13 protein-coding genes are annotated in these 21804 nt (G+C 58.8%); 6 read left to right on the forward strand and 7 right to left on the reverse strand.

Annotation, left to right across the window (positions count from 1 at the left end):
• Nucleotides 1-29: 29 nt before the first annotated feature.
• A complete protein-coding gene (locus FHK95_RS03010; RefSeq protein WP_150303121.1) occupies nucleotides 30-1973 on the forward strand; it encodes an acyltransferase family protein in 1944 nt (647 codons plus the stop codon).
• A 6-nt stretch (nucleotides 1974-1979) separates the two neighbouring features.
• Here FHK95_RS03010 and FHK95_RS03015 read toward each other — a convergent pair whose 3' ends face one another.
• The 3 genes from FHK95_RS03015 to FHK95_RS03025 all read right to left on the reverse strand — a co-directional run bounded on the left by FHK95_RS03015 (nucleotide 1980) and on the right by FHK95_RS03025 (nucleotide 8082).
• Nucleotides 1980-2750, reverse strand: coding sequence for a substrate-binding periplasmic protein (locus tag FHK95_RS03015; RefSeq protein ID WP_150303122.1), 771 nt, complete (start codon nucleotides 2748-2750; stop codon nucleotides 1980-1982).
• 127 nt (nucleotides 2751-2877) lie between these two features.
• A complete protein-coding gene (glyA, locus tag FHK95_RS03020) occupies nucleotides 2878-4134 on the reverse strand; it encodes a serine hydroxymethyltransferase (protein ID WP_150303123.1) in 1257 nt (418 codons plus the stop codon).
• Between the two features lie 99 nt (nucleotides 4135-4233).
• The gene (locus FHK95_RS03025) at nucleotides 4234-8082 is read right to left on the reverse strand and encodes a sensor domain-containing protein (protein WP_150303124.1); all 3849 of its coding nucleotides are present in this window, start codon (nucleotides 8080-8082) and stop codon (nucleotides 4234-4236) included.
• Between the two features lie 153 nt (nucleotides 8083-8235).
• Here FHK95_RS03025 and ettA point away from each other — a divergent pair, with 153 nt between their 5' ends.
• The 3 genes from ettA (at nucleotide 8236) to FHK95_RS03040 (ending at nucleotide 11937) form a co-directional block, all read left to right on the forward strand.
• Nucleotides 8236-9900 (forward strand): energy-dependent translational throttle protein EttA, encoded by a 1665-nt coding sequence (gene ettA / locus FHK95_RS03030; RefSeq protein WP_150303125.1) that lies wholly within the window; start codon nucleotides 8236-8238, stop codon nucleotides 9898-9900.
• Nucleotides 9901-10158: 258 nt separating this feature from the next.
• Complete coding sequence (gene gdhA, locus FHK95_RS03035; protein ID WP_150303126.1) at nucleotides 10159-11499, forward strand: NADP-specific glutamate dehydrogenase; 1341 nt, start codon at nucleotides 10159-10161, stop codon at nucleotides 11497-11499.
• 81 nt (nucleotides 11500-11580) lie between these two features.
• Nucleotides 11581-11937, forward strand: coding sequence for a PilZ domain-containing protein (locus tag FHK95_RS03040; protein ID WP_150303127.1), 357 nt, complete (start codon nucleotides 11581-11583; stop codon nucleotides 11935-11937).
• Nucleotides 11938-11939: 2 nt separating this feature from the next.
• Here the strand turns inward: FHK95_RS03040 and radA are convergent, their stop codons facing one another.
• Nucleotides 11940-13310: a DNA repair protein RadA gene (radA, locus tag FHK95_RS03045; protein ID WP_150303128.1), complete on the reverse strand. Its 1371-nt coding sequence runs from the start codon at nucleotides 13308-13310 to the stop codon at nucleotides 11940-11942.
• Nucleotides 13311-13495: 185 nt separating this feature from the next.
• On the opposite strand from radA, the gene pap reads away from it, so the two are divergent.
• Both pap and FHK95_RS03055 read left to right on the forward strand, forming a co-directional pair.
• Complete coding sequence (gene pap / locus FHK95_RS03050) at nucleotides 13496-14932, forward strand: polyphosphate:AMP phosphotransferase (RefSeq protein WP_178114693.1); 1437 nt, start codon at nucleotides 13496-13498, stop codon at nucleotides 14930-14932.
• A 126-nt stretch (nucleotides 14933-15058) separates the two neighbouring features.
• Nucleotides 15059-16180: a methyltransferase gene (locus FHK95_RS03055; protein ID WP_150303130.1), complete on the forward strand. Its 1122-nt coding sequence runs from the start codon at nucleotides 15059-15061 to the stop codon at nucleotides 16178-16180.
• Nucleotides 16181-16830: 650 nt separating this feature from the next.
• Here FHK95_RS03055 and FHK95_RS03060 read toward each other — a convergent pair.
• From FHK95_RS03060 to FHK95_RS03070, 3 genes are all read right to left on the reverse strand, one after another.
• The gene (locus tag FHK95_RS03060) at nucleotides 16831-19266 is read right to left on the reverse strand and encodes a Lon protease family protein (protein WP_150303131.1); all 2436 of its coding nucleotides are present in this window, start codon (nucleotides 19264-19266) and stop codon (nucleotides 16831-16833) included.
• A gap of 146 nt (nucleotides 19267-19412) precedes the next feature.
• Nucleotides 19413-20264, reverse strand: a complete 852-nt coding sequence (locus FHK95_RS03065) for a uroporphyrinogen-III synthase (protein ID WP_150303132.1) — start codon at nucleotides 20262-20264, stop codon at nucleotides 19413-19415.
• 88 nt (nucleotides 20265-20352) lie between these two features.
• A complete protein-coding gene (locus FHK95_RS03070) occupies nucleotides 20353-21804 on the reverse strand; it encodes a DUF3336 domain-containing protein (protein WP_150303133.1) in 1452 nt (483 codons plus the stop codon).

A 21804-nucleotide genomic window follows, 5' to 3' on the forward strand; every position in this document is an offset into this window, starting at 1 on the left:
TGCCTTGCGATTATCTCAGGAAGTTATTCTTGAAGACTACCCCCACTTACCGCGCCGATATTGAAGGGCTGCGCGCGCTGGCCGTTGTCCTGGTTATTCTCTACCACTATCAGGTGCCCGGGTTTTCTGGCGGCTTTATCGGCGTGGATGTGTTCTTCGTCATCTCTGGTTTTGTGATCACCCAGCTGCTGCAACGGGCAATAAAAAAAGAGACGTTTCGTTTCCGCGAGTTTTACGCACGCCGCATCCGCCGGCTCCTGCCGCTCTTTCTGCTGGTATCGACCGTCACCTTTGTGATGATCTCGCCCTTCTATATCGGCGATGCGTACTACATCTTCGCAAAGAGCTGGCTCGCTTCGCTGGGCGGGCTCAGTAACTTTTACTTCTTTTCAGAGCTCGCCCAGTATTTCGCGCCACAAACCCATTCCCTGTCATTGCTGCATACCTGGTCGTTGGCGGTCGAGGAACAGTTCTATCTGATCTGGCCGCCAGTGTTGTATCTGGCCTACCGTTTCGGCAAAGGCCGCAACAGCCTCTGGCCGTTCTGCATAACGCTGTTCGCGGCCTTTGGACTATCGATATATCTGGCCAATGCCTACCCTACTGCTGCTTTCTATTTGCTGCCCGCCCGCCTGTTCGAATTCATGCTCGGCACCGCAGTGGCGCTGTTCAGCCAGCAACTGCCGAGCCTGCGGCGGGCTAGCGCCGAGCCGGTCGCCGCCCTCGGGGTCAGCATGATTTGCGGCACCGCTGTATTGCTCACCCAGCACCATCACTTTCCGGGGTATAACGCCCTGTGGCCAACCCTGGGGACGGCGTTGGTGATTTATGCGGGCCTGCATCAGCCCAGCACCCTGACCGCTCGCCTGCTTAGTCTGCCGGTCATGGTGTTCCTCGGCGGCATATCTTACTCGCTGTACCTGTGGCACTGGCCGCCCGTGGCGCTGATGCACTACCAACTGATCGAGCTGACCTGGAGTAACCGCTTGCTGCTGATGGCCGCGGTGCTGGTGTTGTCCTGGTTGAGCTTCCGCTACGTGGAGAACCGCTACCGCCACCGCCCCTGGAGTTTTAGAAAAACCTTCATCGTGTTGCTACTGATTCCCTTGCTGGTGGTCTGGGCCATTCAGGTCACGATTCGCCTCGCCGACGACCTGAGCTTTCGCATTCCTGAAGAGCGTCGAGAGCTGTATAACATTATTGCCCAGAACAACGCTGCAGACCTGTACAAGCCTTGTTTCAAGGGTGATCCCACCGATTTCAACAAGGATGCAGCCTGTGTGGTCGGCCGCGACCTCGGCGACGGCGAACCGGATGCCATGCTTATCGGTGATTCCCATGCCATTGCCTTGCTGGGCTTCGTCGAGCAACTGATTGGCGACCGCCACGCGCTGTTGGTCGTTACCCGGGCATCGACACCCTTTGTGATCCCAGAGCATTCGGTCAAAGCGTTTCCGGACCCCGAGAAGGTCGAACGCAACCAGGCACTGGCCGACTACCTGCAGCAGCGGCCCATGACCGTATTTGTGAATGCCTGGTGGAATTCGTATCTTATGAACGAGTCATTCCAGACCTATTTCCTGGATACCGTGGCCTGGCTACACGCTCAGGGCCACGAGGTAATCATGATTGAAGACGTCCCGGAGCTGCCGTCTGCGTCCTATGCCGAATGCCTGTTGAAGAACATGGATGATTGCTCGATCGACGCCGCACAAGCGCGCCAGAAGCAGGCCAATTTCCAGCGTTTCAAGCAGTCCGTGCAGCAGCGCTTTCCCGAGATCACCTGGATCGATCCGAGAAAGGTAATCTGCGATGAGGAGCGTTGCCAGACCGTACTGGGTGGCATCCCGCTGTACCGGGACGAGAACCACCTGAACCATGTCGGGTCGACCGAGATCGGCAAACGCTATATCGATCTGTTCGGCAATCCGCTACCAGAGCACCCTCAAGCCAAGGGCGGTCCTGCGGAGTAACGATGTTTATTGCCGGGTGACGTTGAGCTCCACGCCCTGCATCGCCAGTTCATCATAGGCCCGATCGAGGTCCGCCTTGAGCTGCTCGGCAAAGCCCGAGCGTTGCGACACCACGAAGCGCATCGGGACCTGAATAATACGCTGCGACGGCAAGGGCTCCATGCCCATCTCGACCACCACCGGCTCGACTTGAGTCCGATAATGCAATAGATAATCACCGCGGCCCCGCAGCAACATGTTCACCGCCCCGGCATGCGAACTGCCGCGATGTAGCTCCACGCCCAGCGCAGGATCCTCGACGGTACCCAGCACGTCCTGGGTATAGATGTGATTCATCATCAGGATGAGCTTTTTGCCACGCAGCCCTTCCGGCCAGACTGGAGCAGGCTCACCGGGACGGTGATAGAGGTGGATGGATACCAGCCCGAGCTGGCGATCCGTTTGCAGCGTGAAGAACTCCCAGCCCGGGCGGGTTACCGTACCGGGCCACAGGTCGACGCTACCGTCTTCCAGACCGCGCCAGATGCGCGCCGCTGGCATAATGCGCATGCGGAATGGGTAACCAGCCTGCTCCAGCAACCGCGTTATCAACTGCACCGTTTTGCCGGCAATTTGCCCGCTGGCGTCGAACTCGGAATAGCCCGGGAAATCCATCAGAGCGACTTCCACCACAGGCCTGGAATCCGTTATCGCTGGGCCTGAATCCGCTTCATCCGCGCCCGCGCTGTTCAGCCAGCACGCCATCAGCATTGCCACGCCGCCGATCATCCCTTTCATCAGCATTCTCTCTGTGTGTCACTCATAGCCAACGGCCATGATGACAATGAATGCCTCAGCCGTCACGCATAAAAAAACCCCCACCAGGCAATGCCTGGCAGGGGTTTGTGTACTGCTGCGTTGCAGCTCAGTCGGTATAGACCGGCAGACGCTTGCAGATGGTCTTGACCTGTTCACGAACCCGATCAATCACCGACTCATCGCCCATGGCATCCAGGATATCGCTGATCCAGCCAGCCAGCTGACGGCAATCTTCTTCCTTGAAACCACGCGTGGTGACAGCGGGAGTACCGATGCGCAGACCCGAGGTAACAAAAGGCGAGCGCGGATCGTTAGGCACCGCATTCTTGTTCACGGTAATGAAGGCACGGCCCAGTGCAGCGTCCGCATCCTTACCGGTAACATCCTGCTTGATCAGCGACAGCAGGAACAGGTGGTTCTTGGTGCCACCGGACACGACGTCAAAGCCGCGCTCGATAAATACTTCGGCCATCGCCTGGGCGTTCTTCACCACCTGTTTCTGGTAGGTCTTGAACTCGTCGCTCATCGCCTCCTTGAAACAGATCGCCTTGGCTGCAATCACGTGCATCAGCGGGCCGCCCTGGCCACCCGGGAATACCGCGGAGTTCAGCTTTTTCTCCAGCGCTTCGTTGGAACGGGCCAGAATCAGGCCGCCACGCGGGCCGCGCAGGGTTTTATGCGTGGTGGTCGTTACCACGTCGGCATAGGGAACCGGGTTTGGATATTCGCCGGCAGCAACCAGACCTGCCACGTGCGCCATGTCGACAAACAGGTAGGCACCTACCTTGTCAGCGATTTCGCGAAAACGGGGGAAATCAAGAATCTGTGAGTAGGCAGAGAAACCGGCGATGATCATCTTCGGCTTGTGCTCAACGGCCAGTGCTTCCACCTCATCGTAGTCGATCAGACCGGTATCGGTGTTGATGCCATATTGCACAGCGTTGTAATGCTTGCCGGAAAAATTCACGCTGGCACCGTGGGTCAAGTGACCGCCATGGGCCAGGCTCATGCCCAGTACCGTGTCACCGGGGGTCAGCAGCGCCTGGAACACAGCACTGTTCGCCTGTGAGCCGGCATGCGGCTGAACGTTGGCATAATCAGCGCCAAACAGTTGCTTGGCCCGGTCAATGGCCAGCTGTTCCGCAATATCCACGAACTCGCATCCACCGTAGTAACGCTTGCCCGGATACCCTTCGGCATACTTGTTGGTGAGCACAGAGCCTTGCGCCTGCATGACAGCCGGGCTGGTGTAGTTCTCGGATGCGATCAGCTCAATATGCTCTTCCTGACGCTGAGCCTCCTGCTGCATGGCTGCCCAGAGATCGGCATCGAAGTTGGCAATATCGTTGGAACGGCTAAACATGTGACGGCCCCCGCTAGGTCGTTCGAAAAGAGGCGGCATTTTACCTCAACGGGCGCGAACTGGCACATGAAAAGCACTCAGCCGCCTCGCGAAACTCGCTCAATTGCCCTGTAGCCAGGTTTCCAGCAGCACCTGGGCAGGTACCGGACGCCCCAGATGGAAGCCCTGCGCCTCGTCACAATCGAAGTTGCGCAGCAATGACATCTGTTCCGGGCCTTCAACACCCTCGGCAATCACCTTCAGCTGCAGGCTCCGTCCCATGGCGACGATGGCCTGTACCAGCGACGCATCACGGCTGCCTTCGTACATCGCGTGGACAAAGCTGCGATCGATCTTCAGCGTGTCGATGGGAAAGTCCTTCAGATACTTGAGCGACGAGTAGCCGGTGCCAAAATCATCAATCGCAATCTGCACGCCCAGATCCTTGAGGCTGGCCAACGTACGCATGGTGCCCTCGACATCCTGCAGCAGAATGCTTTCGGTCAGTTCCAACTCGATGCAGCCCGGTTCTAGCCGATAGCGGCTGATGACCTCGGTCACCTGCTCAGCCAGTCGCCCGGAACTGAACTGCCTCGCGGACAGGTTGATCGCCAGGCGTGGTAACAGATGACCGGCGTCATGCCACTCGGCCATCTGTCGGCAGGCGCGGTCCATGACCCAGTCGCCCAGGGCGCTGACCAGGCCAATTTCTTCGGCGATGGGAATGAACACCGCTGGCGACACACTGCCCAGCTCGGGATGATGCCAGCGCAGCAAGGCCTCGGCACCGGTCAGGTGCCGATCCGAGCAGCTGAACTGGGGCTGATAATCCAGGGTGAATTCATCATTGTGCAAAGCGCGGCGCAGATCGTTTTCCAGGCTCAGACGCTCTGCCGCCCGCGCATTCATCTCGGCTTGATAGAAGCGGAAGGTGTCCCTGCCCATTTCCTTGGCGTGGTACATGGCGGTATCGGCATTTTTCAGCAGCACCGTGGTTTCGACCCCGTCCTGCGGGTACAGGGCGATGCCGATACTGGCGCTGATGAAGAATTCTTTATGATGCAGCAGGAAACCCGGCGCCAAGGCCTGAAGTATCTTCTCGGCAACGTGAATACCGGCTTTGAGCGCCGCATCCCGCGTCTGCAGACCGATCAGCAGCATGGTGAATTCATCACCGCCCATCCGGGCCACGGTATCGCTTTCACGAATGCAGGAGCGCAGCCGGCGGCCGACTTCTCTCAACATCGTATCGCCAGCTGCGTGCCCCAGCGTGTCGTTGATCGGCTTGAAACGATCAAGATCGAGAAACAGTACCGCGACCCACTCCTTGCGCCGTTCGGCAACCTGCAAGGCGCCAGCGAGTCGATCCTGGAACAGCGTGCGATTGGGCAGCCCGGTCAGCGCATCGAAATACGCCAGGCTTTCGATGCGTGCTTCACTTGCCTTGCGCTCGCTGATATCGACAAAGAATCCGATATAGCTGACCAGATCTCCGTCGCTATCGAGGACCGCGTTAATGCCTGCCCACGTCGGATAGTTTTCGCCATTCTTGCGCTTCTGCCAGACCTCTCCTTCCCACCGCCCGTTACCACGCAGGGTCGTCGTGATCTCCTTGTAAAAATGGGGGTTATGTTCGTCAGAGGCCAACAGAGAGGGCAGTTGATCCAGCACGTCGGTTGCGGCGTAGCCGGTGATCCGGGTGAAATTCTCGTTGATCTGCACGATGTAACCCGCCGGATCGGTAACCACAATCGCACCCGTAGTGTTTTCGAAGACCGTGGCGGCCATCCGCAGACTATTTTCGGTGCGCCGCTGCTCAGTGATGTCCCGGGCGATGCCCAGCAATCCAAGAAACCGGCCATGGGGACTCCACATCAGGGAGACCCGCAGTTCCACCGGGCAGGTGTGCCCATCGGCCTTGATGCAATCGAAACTTGTCTGCCGATTAAAGCCGTCCTGGCGCAAGCGCTCGGAAGTCACGGGGTCCGCCAGCAGCGGCTTTATCTCACGCACGAGGGCAGTGATGAACTGAGTGAATCGGGTACCCGCGACGACTTCTTCAAAGCCGTTTCTGATAATGAACTCGGGCGTAAAGCCCAGCGCGCCGATCACCGAGGGGCTCACATAGTCGAGTCGGAAGTCCGTATCGGTGGCCCAGATCACATCGCTGATGTTCTCCGCCAGCAGCCGGTAGCGCTGCTCGCCGGTTTTGAGAATTTCAGTGATGCGCGTCTGATTGGTCACGTCCTTCACCGTTCCTATGACCTGGTGCACGCGGCCGTCGGGCAGCCGCGACATGACCTTGACGCGTATCGCGAACCAGCTCCAGGTGCCGTCCTGACGTCGCCAGCGGATGCGCCAGGCAAGAATCTTGTCGTCACTCAGCACCTGCTGAATATTGCGATTGACGTGCATGTACTCGACATCATCAGGATGCAGCAGACGCTGCATATAATCGCTCGGCAGCGTGGCCTCTTCCGCTTCGCTGTAACCCAGCCAATGCGCGAGAGAGTGGTTGGCAAACACCATCTGGTTATGCTGAACGTCCCGAATGTAAACCATATCTGGTACGGCCTTGACGACGCCGGCCCAGAAGTCCTCGCGCTCGGTCATGGTTCGTTCGATGCGCCGACGCTCCGTCACATCGGCGATACTGACCGTGACGGCACGGTAATCTTCCAACTGGTCAGGTAGGCGCATGACGATCCAGACATAGCGCAGAATGCCACCGGATGAGCGCAAGGGCGTTTCCATCTCGAAACGCTGCTGCCCACCGACCAGCGCCGCAATAAACCCGTACCGGAATCCACCTGCATTGATCTGTTGCTGACGGCCATGGTGCACGGCGCGCTGCAGATCCTCTACCGACTCCAGCTCCAGCAGATCCAGCATGTTCTGGTTGGTATCGACTATCCGCACCTGCTCCAGCAATTCGTTATGTCGCTGCGGGTTGTTCTTCAGCCAGGTATCAAGGGCCCGAGGACTGGTTAACTGTTCCTGTTCGACAAAGCGCAGCACACCGGTCAGATCGACCTGAACCAGCGCCATGTCCACGCTTTGCACGATGTCCCGGTAACGCCGTTCGGCCTCCTGCAGCGTCCGGTAGGACTCGGCATTGAATGCCTCAAGGCTGCGATTGGTTCGCTGCATCTGCGACAGCATCCAGAGGATCAGCAACAACACGGAGGTAAAGGCTGCCACCACCAGTGCCTTGGCGCTGATCAGCTCGCCCAGCTGCTGGCGATAGTAGCCGTCATCCACCAGGCCACGGACTTGCCACAACGTTCCTTCAACCGGCGCGCTGACCTGCACGCGCTCACGTTCTTCGGGAGTCATCTGCGCATTTTCCAGGAATATCAGACGATCAGCCCGCTGGCGTGCCAGGACCCGCACGCTGGCCGCGTCCTCCAGCAGCCAGGTATAACCCCGCCCCGGATAGGCTGATACCAGCTCGGCAATGGCTTGCTCGCTAACCAGCAGCACCCAGTACTCACGAGGGTTTCGACTGGCGACCACCCAGTACAGGAGTCCGCTGACCGGATCGGCCGCCAGCGTATAGGTTTGTCCACTCAGGTCCAGGCTATGCACCACGCGCATCCAGGGCTGATCCGCGTGAGCCGTATTCACCTGGGCAAGGTTCACGCGAATGACATCCTCAAGCCCGCCAATCAACTGCATCGGGGCGGCGGTATCAGGGTCGCGCTGCGCCTCGAGCAACTGCTCGATCGCGACCGATCTCAGCTCAAGATTACGGCCGACCTGTTCAGCTGTCAGCCACACGCTTTCTTCTATTTGCGTCTGATGCTGACTGCGGACCAGCGTGAAATCGTGCCAGGCCTGCCAGACCATCAATGCCGCAAGCAGAACGGCCGCCAGCGCAACCAGTATCAGGCCGGTGGCCGAACGGCGTCCGAGGGGAAGGTTTTCCGGCTTGCGGTCAGGGTGTGAACGCTCAGTTGGGTTGATCAAGAGCGCCCCACTGCTGTGCCGGCAAGCCACTGCGTGGCCCTGTCCAGCGCGGGAAGGGGGTTTGCCCTCCTCGACCAGTTGGGCTAGCCTTGCCTGCAATTTGTCCGCCCACGGACAATCCAGCTAGTTTTTTAGTCAACAGGTTACGTATCCATGGCTCAATATGTGTATAGCATGCATCGGGTGGGCAAGGTTGTCCCCCCCAAGCGTCAGATTCTAAAGGACATTTCCCTGTCGTTTTTTCCCGGCGCAAAAATCGGCGTGCTTGGTCTGAATGGCTCGGGCAAGTCCACGCTGCTACGGATTATGGCCGGAGTGGACACCGAAATCGATGGTGAAGCACGGCCAATGCCCGGCATCAAGATAGGTTATCTGCCGCAGGAACCAGAACTTGACCCGAGCAAGACAGTTCGCGACATCGTTGAGGAAGCCGTCGGCGAGATAAAGGAAGCACAGACGCGTCTCGACGCAGTGTACGCGGCCTATGCCGAGCCCGACGCAGACTTCGACGCTCTGGCTGCCGAACAGGCCAAGCTCGAAGCCATTATTCAGGCCTCCGACGGCCATAACCTCGAGCGCCAGCTGGAAGTGGCCGCTGACGCACTGCGTTTGCCGCCGTGGGACGCCCAGATCGAGCACCTGTCAGGTGGTGAAAAACGCCGCGTGGCCCTATGCCGGCTGTTGTTATCCGCCCCCGACATGCTCTTGCTCGACGAGCCGACCAACCATCTGGATGCCGATTCCGTCGCCTGGCTCGAACAGTTCCTGCACGATTTCTCCGGCACAGTAGTAGCGATTACCCACGACCGCTATTTCCTCGACAACGTTGCCGGCTGGATTCTGGAACTCGACCGCGGCCAGGGCATCCCGTTCGAAGGCAATTACTCCCAGTGGCTTGAATCCAAAGCGGCGCGACTGGCTCAGGAATCCAAGCAGGAATCCTCCCACGCCAAGGCGATGAAAGCGGAGCTTGAGTGGGTACGTCAGGGGCCTAAAGGCCGCCAGTCGAAATCCAAGGCCCGCCTGCAACGCTTCGAGGAAATGCAGTCGCAGGAATTCCAGAAGCGCAGCGAGACCAACGAAATCTTTATCCCGGTTGGCCCGCGTCTGGGCGACAAGGTCATCGAGCTGAACAATGTCAGCAAGAGCTATGGCGACCGGGTGCTCATCGACAACCTCTCATTCAGTGTACCCAAGGGTGCCATCGTCGGCGTTATCGGCGGAAACGGCGCGGGCAAATCCACGCTCTTTCGCATGATCACCGGCAAGGAGCAGCCTGACTCCGGCAGCATCGACATTGGCGAAACCGTACAGATCGCCAGCGTGGACCAGAGCCGCGAGAGCCTCGACGGCAACTTGTCGGTCTGGCAGCAGGTTTCCGATGGGTTCGACATCATCAAGGTCGGCAGCCACGAGATGCCCTCCCGCGGATACGTCGGCCGTTTCAACTTCAAGGGCGCAGACCAGCAGAAATTCGTCAAGGATCTGTCCGGCGGTGAGCGCGGCCGCCTGCATATGGCGATGACGCTGAAACAGGGCGCCAACGTCCTGCTGCTCGACGAGCCGTCCAATGACCTCGACGTGGAAACCCTGCGGGCTCTGGAAGAGGCGCTGCTGGACTTCCCTGGCTCGGCGATCGTGATTTCCCACGATCGCTGGTTCCTGGACCGAATCGCTACCCATATTCTCGCTTACGAGGATGACTCGCAGGTCGTCTTCTTTGAAGGCAATTACACCGAATACGAAGCTGATCGCCGGAAGCGCCTGGGCGATTCCGCTACCCAGCCGCACCGGGTGCGTTACAAAAAGCTCGCCTGAGCCGGCCCGGCTCCGTCTGAAATACAGTTCGTCTGAAATGCAGGAAGCTGACACCAGCTTCCTGCTCGCTTCATGCACCATCAAGGAGCATGAAAAATCCTGCGATCCCACCTGTTTACGTGAACGCCTTGCGCTGCAAGGTTCCCCGGGCGCCCCAAATAAACGCATTATTTTTTGTAAGTCTGGTTTTCCGCACCTTAGTGGTTCTGGTAGAGTTGCGCCAATTCGTCAAAAACTTGCTTAAAAGTGACTCTCCCCATGACCGATACTCTTGCCTCATGCTTGGCCCATCTCAAGCTGCGTGATCCGGGTCAGCCTGAATTTCATCAGGCTGCCGAAGAAGTACTGTCCACGCTTTGGCCGTTTCTGGAAGCCAACCCCAAGTACCTCAATAGCGGCATCATCGAGCGGCTCATTGAGCCCGAGCGCGTCATCATCTTCCGCGTGCCGTGGGTTGACGATCGTGGTCAGGTCCATGTGAATCGTGGTTACCGTGTACAGATGAGCAGCGCTATCGGCCCGTACAAAGGTGGCCTGCGTTTCCACCCGTCGGTCAACCTCGGCGTCCTGAAGTTTCTCGCCTTCGAGCAGGTGTTCAAGAACGCGCTGACCACCCTGCCCATGGGCGGCGGTAAAGGCGGTTCTGACTTTGATCCCAAGGGCAAGACAGATGGCGAAGTCATGCGCTTCTGCCAATCCTTCATGACTGAACTGTCCCGTCATATTGGCGAGAACCTGGATATCCCGGCTGGCGATATTGGCGTCGGCGCGCGTGAGATCGGCTATCTGTACGGTCAGTACAAACGCCTGCGCAACGAGTTCACGTCGGTCTTGACCGGTAAAGGCATGAGCTACGGCGGCAGTCTGATCCGCCCCGAAGCCACCGGCTTTGGCTGCGTCTACTTCGCCGACGAGATGCTCAAGCGCAAAGGTGATTCCTTCGAAGGCAAGCGCGTCGCCATTTCCGGCTCAGGCAACGTAGCGCAATACGCTGCGCAGAAGGTCATGGAGCTGGGCGGCAAGGTGATTTCCGTCTCGGATTCCGGCGGCACCCTGTATTTCGCCGACGGCATGACAGACGCTCAGTGGACTGCACTGATGACGCTGAAGAACGAGCGTCGTGGCCGTCTGGTGGATTTCGCAGCCGCAATCGGCGGCGAGTTCCTCGCCAAGCAAAAGCCCTGGCAGCTTGCCTGTGAAATCGCCCTGCCCTGCGCCACTCAGAACGAGCTCGATGGCGCCGCCGCCACCCAGCTGGTGGAAAACGGCTGCTTCTGCATCAGCGAAGGCGCGAACATGCCCAGCACGCTGGAGGCCATCGATGTATTCCAGCAGGCGCGCATTCTGTTTGCACCCGGCAAAGCGGCCAATGCTGGCGGCGTTGCGGTGAGCGGTCTGGAAATGTCGCAGAACGCAATCCGCACCAACTGGAGCTGCGAAGAAGTAGACGACAAGCTGAAGACCATCATGAAGAGCATTCACAACGCCTGCGAAGAATACGGCGCTGAGGCTGATGGCTACATCGACTACGTCAAGGGCGCAAACATCGCCGGCTTCGTCAAGGTAGCTGATGCCATGCTGGCCCAGGGCGTGGTCTGAGAACCCGTATAAGCGACGCTGCTATAGTGGTAATGAAATCTGTCACGGACCTGCTGGATGGCAGGCCTCAGGAGGCATGCCATGAGCGATGAAAGGCGTCGTTTCACACGGGTCCCGTTCGATGCAGCCACCCGGCTGCAGCAGGACGATTGGAGCGTTCCCGTTCAGCTTGTTGATATTTCCCTACGTGGGCTGCTGGTTGCTCAGCCCGCCGATTGGGACAGCCGCCGAAATACTGAACCCTTCGTCGCGGTCATCGACCTTGATGAAGGGAGTGAGATCAGTATGGAAATTCGACTGATGCACGCCGCAAACGGCGTGCTCGGCTTTCGCTGCGAGCATACGGACCTGGATTCAGTCAGCCATCTGAGACGCTTGCTTGCGCTGAACCTGGGCGATGCCAACCTGCTGGATCGGGAGCTGGCGGCACTGCTTTAGCCTCAGTCAAATATCGCATCCAGCGCCTCATCCAGTCGCGTCACCGCGATCACTTCCATGCCTGCAGGCGATTCCTTGGGTGCATTGGCCTTGGGCACGATTGCCTTGGTAAAACCATGCTTGGCCGCCTCCTTCAATCTTTCCTGCCCACTGGGCACCGGCCTGACTTCCCCGGACAGTCCAAGCTCACCGAACACCATCAGATCCATCGGCAACGGCCGGTTACGCAGGCTCGACATCACTGCAGCCAGCAACGCCAGATCCGACGCAGTTTCCAGCACCTTGACCCCGCCCACCACGTTGACGAACACGTCCTGGTCATAGGTGGGTACCCCGCCGTGCCGGTGCAGTACCGCCAGCAACATGGCCAGCCGATTCTGATCCAGCCCCAGCGTCACCCGCCGCGGATTGCCCAGATGACTGGTGTCCACCAGGGCCTGCACTTCAACCAGCATGGGCCGCGAGCCTTCCCACGTCGACATCACCACGCTACCGGGAATCGGCGCGTCATAGCGCGACAGGAATATCGCCGACGGGTTGGACACTTCCTTCAAGCCCTTGTCGGTCATAGCGAAGACGCCCAGTTCATTGATTGCACCGAAGCGGTTCTTGACCGCCCGCAGCATACGCAGCCGCCCGTCCGACTCGCCCTCGAAGTACAGCACCGTGTCGACCATATGCTCTAGTACCCGTGGGCCGGCCAATGAACCCTCCTTGGTCACATGCCCCACCAGAAAGATCGCCGTGCCGCTCTGCTTGGCATAACGCACCAGCAGTGCCGCACTCTCGCGCACCTGGGCCACGCCACCTGGAGCAGACTGCAGTTGTTCGGTGAAGATGGTCTGGATCGAGTCGACCACCATTACCTTGGGCTTCTCGCGGCGGGCGGTGGCGATGATGCTTTCGATACAGGTCTCGGTCATCACCATCAGCTTGTCTTCCGGCAACGCCAGACGACGGGCGCGCATGGCCACCTGCTGTTGTGATTCTTCACCGGTTACGTACAGGGCCGGCATGGTCTGGGCCAGACGACACAGGGTCTGCAGCAGGATGGTGGATTTGCCGATCCCCGGATCACCGCCGATCAGCACCACCGATCCGGCGACCAGCCCGCCACCCAGCACGCGATCCAGTTCGGAGGAGCCACTCGGTTGCCGGGGCATTTCCTCGGTGGACACCTCCGCCAGAGTTCTGACCTGGGCCTGCTCCCCCGCCCAGTTCGACGTGCGCCCGGGACTGCCACCGGTGGGCGTGGTATCCACCACGGTTTCCACCAGGGTGTTCCAGGCCTGGCATTCAGCGCATTGCCCGGCCCACTTGCTGAATGTCGCGCCGCATTCCGTGCAGCCGTAGATCCGCTTGTTCTTCGCCATCTCACCCTCTCATGAACCCTGCCCCGCACACACCGGTCGAACACTGGTCGGCAACGGACAAAGGGCACATTGTATGACCAGTCAGGCCGAAATGCCCGATCGCTGTCAATCGCAGCCAGACCCACTACATAATGCCGCATTGCTTTAGCCGCCATGTTCAACGCCACACCCATATGGGGACGCCAATGACTGAATACGTTATCGACAAGGACAGCTTCAAACAGCAGGACGCGGAACTGACTGAAGCACTGCTGGAAGCCCAGTTCGACTTGCGCGAGTCAGACCGTGGGCCGGTGCTGGTACTGATCAGCGGCAACGATTTTGCCGGCAAGGCCGAGGCCATCTATGCCTTCTACGAGCGCCTCGATAACCGTTTTCTTGATACCCGTGCATTCAGTCTTCCGGAGGGGTTCGAGCGACGTATGCCACGCCTGTGGCGTTATTGGCGCAGCCTGCCGTCCTCCGGGCAGACTGGCTTCTATCTTGGCTCCTGGTATCACCAGCCGCTGATGCTGCTCAGCAGCGGCAAACTGTCCAAGACCGAATTCGCCGAGCACATGCAGGAAATAGTGCGTTTCGAGCAACTGCTGATCAACGAGGGCGTTGCGATCGTCAAGCTGTGGTTACATCTCTCGCCAGACGACCCAAACCGGGCGCAGCCCGCCCCCGAGTTATTTGAAGAGAACGTCGCCATGCGCGAATGGGGTGACTTCAGCGCAGCGGACTATGAGCGGGTACGCGCCGGCGCGGACCTCATGAGCGAACTGACCTCCACGGCCGAGGCGCCCTGGATCCGCGTGCGCAGCCATGACACGCGCTATCGGGATATTTTCATTGGTCAGGTGGTGCTGAAAGCGCTGCAACACGGCCCCAACAGCGAACGGAAGACCGATTATCAGCCCTCCACCACCAGCCATCTGCGCCAGCTGGATTATTCCGCTGAACTCGACAAGTCCACCTACAAGGACGAACTTGATCAGCAGCAGACCAGGCTCAGAGCCCTGGTGCAACATCCCGAATTCGCCCATCGCTCCCTGCTGCTGGTGTTCGAAGGCATCGACGCCGCTGGCAAGGGCGGCACCATCCGACGCATTACACAGTGCCTGGATCCGCGACGGTTCCGCGTGATTGGCACCCGCGCGCCCACCGACGAAGAACGCAGCCATCCCTATCTGTGGCGATTCTGGCGCCGGCTTCCAGCGCCGGGCTCGATTACTATTTTCGATCGCAGCTATTTCGGTCGGGTGCTGGTTGAACGGGTTGAAGGATTCGCCAAGCCCGATGCCTGGCAACGCGCCTACGCTGAAATCAACGAGTTCGAGCATCAGTTGCAGAAGGCGAACATCATAGTGGTCAAGTTCTGGTTGGCGATCACTGCTGAGGAGCAACTCAAGCGGTTCGAAGCCCGTGAGAAATCGCCGCTAAAGCGCTACAAGCTGACCGATGAGGACTGGCGCAACCGCAAGCAATGGTCTGCCTACGAGCAAGCCATTGACGACATGGTGGACCAGACCAGCACGGATAACGCGCCCTGGCATCTGATTCCGGCGGAGGACAAGCGTTACGCGCGCATCGCGGTGCTCAAAACCCTATGCGACACCCTGGAACAGGAGCTCGGCTGAGCTCCGGAGTCCATGGAGCAATCACCGAAGCAACAGAAACACCGTCAACAAGCGCCGCACGCAGAACACTGTTCTGCGTCGCGCTAAGCTATAATGCGTGCCCTTCCGCGATAATCCGGTTATTCCATGCAATCCTGTGAAACGCCATTCGGCACTCTCCAGCTCGAACGCTACCCATCGACCAATAATCCGACGTTGCAAGCTTTCGATGCGGCTGATCAGTATCTGCTGCAAGCGCTGTCGGAGAATCCGGGCAGCGCGGCAGCGCCGCTGGTCATCAACGACATTTTCGGCGCACTGAGCTGCGCACTGGCGGCCCAACACCCCCACTGCTTCACCGATTCGCATCTCACCAGCCTGGCGGTGCAGAAGAACCTTGCCAACAACCAGCTCGAGCCGGGGTCGGTAAAAATCATCGACAGCCAGAGCGAGCTCGACGGCCCTTATAATCGCGTGTTGTTGCGTGTTCCCAAAAGTCTGGCGTTACTCGAAGACCAGCTGATACGGCTGCGACCTCATCTGGCCGAAGGCGCCGAAGTCATTGCCGGCGCAATGATCAAGCATCTGCCGCACAGCGCCGGTGATTTGCTGGAGAAGTATGTCGGACCCTACCAAGCATCGTTGGCCTGGAAGAAAGCCCGACTGCTGACCGCCCGCTTTGATGCAACGCTGCCGCCCGAATCGCCCAACCTTGCCACGACCTACGAGCTGCCGGAGACGGACATCCAGTTGACCAACCTGCCGGGGGTATTCGCCCGCGAGCGGCTGGATATCGGCACCCGCGCGCTGTTGGCATGTATTCCGTCAAACCTTGGAGCAGTACGTATTATCGATCTTGGCTGCGGCAATGGCGCGCTCGGTATAACGGCCGCGCTGCGCAATCCCGAGGCGTCGCTGGTCTTCGTTGACGAATCGCATGCCGCTATCGCCTCTGCCCGCATCAATTTCGAGACTGCCGCCCCCGACCGCACAGCGGAATTCCTGGTGACGAACGGACTGGTCAGCCAAGCGGCGAAAAGCGCCGAGCTGATTCTTTGCAACCCGCCCTTTCATCAGCAGCAGGCAGTCGGCGATGAGGTTGCGCTGCGCTTGTTTGAGCAGGCCAGTAACACGATCAGTGCGGATGGCGCCCTGCTGGTAGTGGGAAACCGGCATCTGGGTTACCACGTCAAGCTCAAGCGCTGGTTCGCCAGAGTTGAGCAGATCACCTCAACTTCAAAGTTCGTGGTCCTGCGCGCGTCAAACTAAAGCAGCACCACCACTCGCCATATGAAACGCTGAGTTCCATCCCGCTCAACGCGCACCACAGCGCGGCGGTCGCGATGGAATTCGACTCAGTATCTCGATAAGTCTGGTGTATTAAGCGAGCCCCAAATCATGTCCACAAATACTGTGGATAACTCTGTGGGCAGAGCTGTACCAACTCCCCCTGAGCCCCATTTCTGCAGGCTCCACCAAAATCGGTTAAAAAGCGATCATTGCGCTTGGCACACTGCCAGGCATGGAGAAAATTGCACCGTTTTGGACCTGAACGGCTCGAAATCCGAAAAAAATGTGAGACATAAGCGCATTTTGTTGTAAGCCATATGAATATATGGACTTTGAATAATATAGTTATTTATCAATGGCTTGCAGATTTACTGGGCATTCAGCGAAGCGCTGGAATAAGCGCTGAACTCCACCCGATATAGAATTGAGAAGGCGCTCACGAAACCAGCGGGAACTTTTTTTCGCTGGAGTGGTACACACAATCCATCGTGGGTGATTGACAGCATTTTTGAGAACTGATAGACGAACAGACCATGCACAAAAACTGTGGATAAGTCTGTTAGCAAGATTGGGAAAGGCGGTCACAAGCCAGACCGTACAAGGCCTGGCTTGTATTGATCAGGGACTGATCAGTTCTTTTCGGCCGCCTCAGCGACCAGCGCTTCCATGGCGCGCTCGGTGCTCTCATGCTCGCGCTCGGAAATCTCCTGCAGGCGGGCCACGACCAGCGCATTGACTGTGCCTTCGGGGAAGTCTCCCTTGTCATCACTGACGCCAACGTCCCTTCCGGCCAACAGTGCCACGGCTTCATCCACATGGCTCACGGCATAGACCGAGAACTGCCCTGCCCTGACCGCTTCGAGCACGGTCTCATCGAGCATTAGATTGGGCACGTTGGAACGCGGGATAATCGCCCCCTGCTCACCCGTGAGGCCGCGGGCATGGCAGAGCCGGAAGAAGCCTTCGATCTTCTCGTTGACGCCGCCGACTGCCTGCACTTCGCCAAACTGGTTGATTGACCCGGTAATTGCATAGCACTGTTTTAAGGGTGTGCGCGACAGTCCGGAAATCAGCGCACAGACCTCACCCAGCGACGCGCTGTCGCCGTCCACGTAACCATAGGATTGCTCCAATGCGATGCTGGCGGAAATCTCCAGCGGGAAGTTCTGTGCGAACCGGCTGCCGAGGTACCCGGTGAGGATCATCACCCCCTTGGAGTGAATCGGCTGCCCCAGACTCACCTCACGCTCGATATCCACAATACCGTTACTGCCCGGATAGACCGTCGCACTGATTCGCGCGGGCACACCGAAGACCGAGTCGCCGACCTCCAGCACGGTCAGACCATTGCACTTGCCGACCGCGGCACCATCGGTATCGATGAGAATCACACCGGACACCATATCTTCACGAATACGCGCACTGACGCGCCCGGTACGGCCCTCCTTCGCCCGCAGCGCTCGTTCGATATGCGCCGTGTCGATCAGGGTATCGTCGGCCAGCTGGCGAATGAAGTCAGCCTCGGCCACCAGCTGAAAAATATCGCTGATGCGTGCCGACAGCCGCCGCTGGTGTTCCGCCAGGCGTGCGCTATAGGTCAGTACCCTGGCCACGGCGGCCGCAGTCAATGGCGCCAGCCCTTCCTCCGAGGTACGCGTCTTGAGCAGCTGCGCCATGCCTTCAATGCTTTCCGGAGTACGCGGCAGGTCTTCGTCGAAGTCCACCAGCACACGGAACATCTCCTGAAAGTCCGGATCCAGCTCCTGCAATGCGTAGTACACCTGTCGCGAGCCGATCAGCACCAGCTTGACTGCCAGCGGAATCACCTGGGGATTCAGCGTGACGGTGGTCAGACGCCCCATATCCGCCCAGGGCGATTCGGTTTTCAGCTGGCGCGCATGCGAGGCGCGCTTGAGCGCTTCCCAGACGAAGGGCTCACTCAGCAGTTTTTCTGCTTCAAGCACCAGATAACCGCCATTGGCCCGGTGCAACGCACCCGGACGAATGTGCCGGTAGCTGGTCACCAGCGCGCCCTGCTCGGAGCTGTATTCAATGCGGCCAAAGAGGTTGTCGTAGGACGGATGCGGCTCATGCACCACCGGTGCACCACCGGTATCGCAATGGCCGACGATCAGGCTCGGAGAATACTGCTCGATCAACAGCAGCCTTTTATAGGCGTCAGGGCGCACTTCCAGGCCCCGTTCTTCGACCAATTGATCGACCACCGTTCTGAGCAGATTCTGCCGCATGGCCTGCAGATAGTCGCAAACTGCCTGATTGCCGGCGTAGCGCTCTACCAGGGGCTCGAACAGCGGCTGAATGGCGTCGGTAATGGTCTGGTCGTTAAGTTCGCGCAGCTGATTGCTCGACTCACGCTTCCACTGCGGCAGGCTCGATAACGCTTCGTTAAGAATCTCCTCCAGCGCAGAAATATCGGTATGGAAGCGTTCGCGCACCTCATCGGGCAACTGGGCGAACTCGGCCTCATCCAGCGCCTTGCCCTCGCTCATGGGCGTAAAGGCGATGTTCTGCGCATCACGGTAGATGGCGACGTTCTTGTCCAGCGCCTGACGCTCGACCGAATCGATCGCCCGGTCGTAACGCTGATTGAAAGCGCGGTCAATGGCGCTCTTCTTCTGCTGGAATGCCGGATGCTCGAACACTGCCGGAAAGGTCGCCAACAGATTATCGATGAGCGTTTCAATATCGGTGATCAACTCGCCAGCGGTACCCGGCGGCAGACTGACCACCCAGGGCTCGCGCGGCTCCTCGAAGTTGTTGACGAATACACAGTCATTGGGGGTTATCTGCCGTTTGGCTTCAGCCTGTACATAGCGCATGACATAGGAAAAGCGTCCAGTACCCGGCTCACCCATGACAAATACGTTGTAGCCAGGGCGGTGCATCGCCACGCCGAATTGCATGGCTTCGACCGCGCGCTCCTGCCCGAGGATGCCACGAAAGGGCTCGAGATCGTCGGTGGTGACGAAGCCAAGGCTATCCAGATCGATGGGGACGGTGAGCTGTTCAGGAGTGAGGCGCAGGGGTACTGGGGTATCGGTCATTGAACGTCCTTGAGCGGAGCATGTTGTTCCGGGCATTGTTGCCGCGCAGCCGGAGCCTGACAAGAGCAATCATCGGATCCACGGCTGATCGCAGGTCCGCGCTGCGCTACGCGCACCTGCCATCAGCGCCAAGGTTGGTTTGCCCGTCAGACCAGCGAAACGTCCGGCCCTACGCCCATTAGCTTTACCAGCTCGCGCACCAGCGGCTTCATGAAGAAACTGCTCTCAGGCATCAGGTCGACCCGCACGCCGCACTGTTCCAGTTCTTCGGTAACCACTGGTCCTACCGACGCCACCACAATATTGGCGAAAGCCTCCAGTAAAGCCGCCTCGCCGACGTGCCGCCGCGCCACCTGGAACAACCGGCGCACCTGGGTGGCGCTGGTGAAGGCAATGGCATCGACTTCCCGCGCGATCAAGGCATCCACCAACTGCTCGACCTGCACGTTTTCGACATCATCGGCATACACGTAAGGCGAAACGCTGCTGACGACCGCGCCTGATTCGCGCAAGAAGTTCATTAGCGGCAGGTTGGGTTCCGTGCCGTAGAGCTGCACAGCAACACGACGCCCCTGAAGCGCTTCGGATTTCAGCGTGCTGATGACACCGTCCGTCGTCGGCTCAACGGCAACTACGTCCGCTTTCAACCCTATTTTGCGTAACGCCGCACCCGGTTTTGGCCCGCGGGTAAGGGTGCGGACGTTTGCCAGCGCAGCGACAAAATCATCGCGCAGTGAACCACCCGCGCGCTCGGCTGCGGAGACCAGCCGCCGCAACCCTTCACCGGTCAGCAGGATCAGATCATCCGGTGGCTGGGCGACAAAGGTGCGGATCCAATCCAGCACCGGCGCCTGGTCCGGCGCATCGTGAATGGATACCAGGGGGCAACGCAGCACGTCTGCGCCACGCTTGATCAGCATATCGGCGAACAGATTGAGCTCGCGGCTTTCAGGCAGGGCAATGCGCCGCCCCTGCAGAGGAAGAGATTGTTCGGTCATGGTTGTATCCGGCAGACAAGACAAGGGACATTGTGCGGCGGTGGCCAGGATTAAGAAACCTTGGCCAGCCGCACACAGAGCAAAATGCCTATTTCTCCCAGCCGCGTGAGTGCAGGATGGCGTCCAGGGTGCGGCTGACCGCCGTGCAATTGCGCACCATTTCCACCTTCTCCCAGGTCGACCTCTCACCCTCATAAATCAGACGGTGCATGGCTTCCCTGGATGGCGCTGCCAATAGCCGCAGAGGGTGATCCCAACGGTTGCGCAGGAAGATGTTGATATCCGCCGTGTATTCCTGCGCCAGCACCCCATAGGTCAAATGCTGCATAAGGTTGATCAACGGCGATTTGATGCGAATATTGTCCCGCGTAAAGCGCAGCGCCTCGGCCGTCGAGTGCTTGATAAAGCTCGCCTGATAATTCATCACGTTGCGCAAGAGGCTCGGGGCCGCATCAGGATCCGGTGTAATCGCCAGCGCAGCCGGGTTGGTCATGCTGGAGATGAAGTGGTTCACGCCATACAGCCGTGCCAGGCGTTTGGCGGGCAGATCATCGGCGAAGGAGCCGTCAATCCACTTGTCGCCCGGCAAGTAGGGCACGGTCTTGCCGGCAGCGTTTCGGCACATCAGCGTGACCGGAGGATAAATCCCATAGATCGCACAGGACGCCTGAACGGCGGTGCGAATCAACACGTTGGGCGAGGTAATGGCATTCAATAGGCGCGGCGCCTGCCGCGTTGACAGTCCGGTCACAGTGATATTGAGCTTGCGGCCGGTCAGTTCGAATGCCTCCTGAAAGGTGAGGTCTGGCAGAATCCTGGCGAGATACTCCCGCAGGTTATCTGCATCGATGTTTGGCTTGCGAACGGCACCGAAAACATTTGGCCGTATCGCCTCGGTCTGGTCTGCATCCTCATGCAGATTATCCAGACTGAGGCGGTGATTGAGCTCGTCATCGGTATGCGTGCAGGCCGCTGCGGCAAGAATCGAGCCGGCACTACTGCCCGAGATGATCTCAGGCAGTAGCCCTTCGTCAAAAAGCGCCTTGAGCACGCCGGCGTGAAAGTAGCCAAGCACCGCACCACCGCTCAACATCAAGGCTGAGCGCCCATAGCAGTGACTTGCTCTGATGAAGAAGTCTTGTTTGTCTTCCAGGGAGATTTCCTCATCATCAACCTCGTTCACATCATGTAGCGCGCCACACAGCTCGCGAATGTAGTTGGTGATCAGGTCCTTGGTGCCAAATTTTGCCTTGTTGTACAACGAGGGTTTGCCTATGCCGCCGTAGTTACCATGAATGCCTTCGTTCAGGGTAAACAGCAGCTTGTGGTACTCCTTGCGTGCGCGAAGGTCCTTGATGGTCTCCAGCCGATAACGTATCGCCTGATAATCATAGCTTTCACAGACATCGTCACGCTTCCAGTCGTCCAGACCGTTGTCGGCATCGTACTGGGTAGCCAGCTCGACCCACTGCCGATAGCTGGTCGCCGTTTCCATTTCCTTTAACAACTGCCTGGACCGCGTTCTCTGCAATATTTTCAT

Source organism: Pseudomonas saliphila, assembly GCF_008638345.1.
In the GTDB taxonomy this organism is placed as follows: Bacteria; Pseudomonadota; Gammaproteobacteria; order Pseudomonadales; family Pseudomonadaceae; genus Halopseudomonas; species Halopseudomonas saliphila.

What these genes read in the sequence shown, in the direction of transcription:
- FHK95_RS03015 (WP_150303122.1), bottom strand. Translation starts at nt 2,750, where the DNA reads ATGAAAGGGATGATCGGCGGCGTGGCAATGCTGATGGCGTGCTGGCTG.
- glyA (WP_150303123.1), bottom strand. Translation starts at nt 4,134, where the DNA reads ATGTTTAGCCGTTCCAACGATATTGCCAACTTCGATGCCGATCTCTGG.
- ettA (WP_150303125.1), top strand. Translation starts at nt 8,236, where the DNA reads ATGGCTCAATATGTGTATAGCATGCATCGGGTGGGCAAGGTTGTCCCC.
- gdhA (WP_150303126.1), top strand. Translation starts at nt 10,159, where the DNA reads ATGACCGATACTCTTGCCTCATGCTTGGCCCATCTCAAGCTGCGTGAT.
- FHK95_RS03040 (WP_150303127.1), top strand. Translation starts at nt 11,581, where the DNA reads ATGAGCGATGAAAGGCGTCGTTTCACACGGGTCCCGTTCGATGCAGCC.
- radA (WP_150303128.1), bottom strand. Translation starts at nt 13,310, where the DNA reads ATGGCGAAGAACAAGCGGATCTACGGCTGCACGGAATGCGGCGCGACA.
- pap (WP_178114693.1), top strand. Translation starts at nt 13,496, where the DNA reads ATGACTGAATACGTTATCGACAAGGACAGCTTCAAACAGCAGGACGCG.
- FHK95_RS03055 (WP_150303130.1), top strand. Translation starts at nt 15,059, where the DNA reads ATGCAATCCTGTGAAACGCCATTCGGCACTCTCCAGCTCGAACGCTAC.
- FHK95_RS03060 (WP_150303131.1), bottom strand. Translation starts at nt 19,266, where the DNA reads ATGACCGATACCCCAGTACCCCTGCGCCTCACTCCTGAACAGCTCACC.
- FHK95_RS03065 (WP_150303132.1), bottom strand. Translation starts at nt 20,264, where the DNA reads ATGACCGAACAATCTCTTCCTCTGCAGGGGCGGCGCATTGCCCTGCCT.
- FHK95_RS03070 (WP_150303133.1), bottom strand. Translation starts at nt 21,804, where the DNA reads ATGAAAATATTGCAGAGAACGCGGTCCAGGCAGTTGTTAAAGGAAATG.